The organism is Treponema sp. R6D11, from assembly GCF_054786075.1.
The window spans coordinates 1-998 of record NZ_BDHD01000454.1; the positions used below are offsets into that span (position 1 = coordinate 1).

The 998-nt window shown below is 39.6% G+C and carries 2 protein-coding genes; both read left to right on the plus strand.

The features are described from left to right. Window positions 1-465, plus strand: a 465-nt coding sequence (locus ACYVTD_RS13910; RefSeq protein WP_461248321.1) for a metal ABC transporter ATP-binding protein, incomplete at its 5' end; no start/stop codon positions are given. Between the two features lie 81 nt (window positions 466-546). Further along, window positions 547-998 (plus strand): metal ABC transporter permease (locus tag ACYVTD_RS13915; protein ID WP_461248322.1); only part of this gene is annotated, 452 nt, incomplete at its 3' end.

Below are 998 nucleotides of genomic sequence, written 5' to 3' on the forward strand. Positions count from 1 at the left end.
CTCATGAAGGGCATATTAGGATTGGTCAGACCCGCTGGTGGTGAGGTTAATTTTTCCGAACTTAAACAGACTGAAATAGGTTATATGCCACAACAAACTGTTGTACAAAAGGATTTTCCTGCAAGTGTTTTTGAGGTTGTTTTATCTGGTTGTAAGAACAAGAGAAGACAAAAAAAGGAAAATGCTATAAAAAATATGCAAAGGCTAGATATTGAGGAATTAAAAAATAAGTCCTATAGAGACTTGTCGGGTGGGCAACAACAACGCGTGTTGCTCGCTCGCGCCTTGTGCGCAACAGATAAAATTTTGTTGCTAGACGAGCCTGTCACAGGGCTTGATCCGGTTGCTGCCGCTGATATGTATGAACTCTTGAGAAAACTGAATGACGAGCACGAAATAACGATTATAAAAATTTCTCATGATATCAGGAGTGCGGTTAATACGGCAATAAAATTTTGCATATGAGGACAAAGTCGCTATTTTTTGGCGAGACCGGAGATTATTTAAAAACGGATATTTATAAAAGAATGATAGGAGGGGCTGAGGATGTTTAGTTTGTTATCCGAAATGCTATCATACTCTTTTATCGTTCGCGCGTTTATCGTTGGCTCGCTAGTTGCTCTTTGCTCTTCGCTTTTAGGGGTCAGTTTGGTGATTAAGCGTTATTCCATGATAGGCGACGGGCTATCACATGTTGGTTTTGGTTCGCTAGCCCTAGCTATGGCATTAGGTTTTGCGCCGCTTCAAGTATCTATTCCTATTGTTTTAGTTGCGGCGTTTTTATTGCTTAGGTTGAGCGAAAATAGCAAAATTAAAGGAGACGCAGCTATTGCGCTTATATCTAGCAGTTCGCTTGCTATTGGCGTTATAATAATTGCTATGACCAAAGGCATGAATGCCGATGTATGCAACTATATGTTTGGAACAATTTTGGCTATGAGTATGAATGATTTATATTTAAGTGTTATTGTGGCGATTGTTGTCCTTGCCCTTTATAT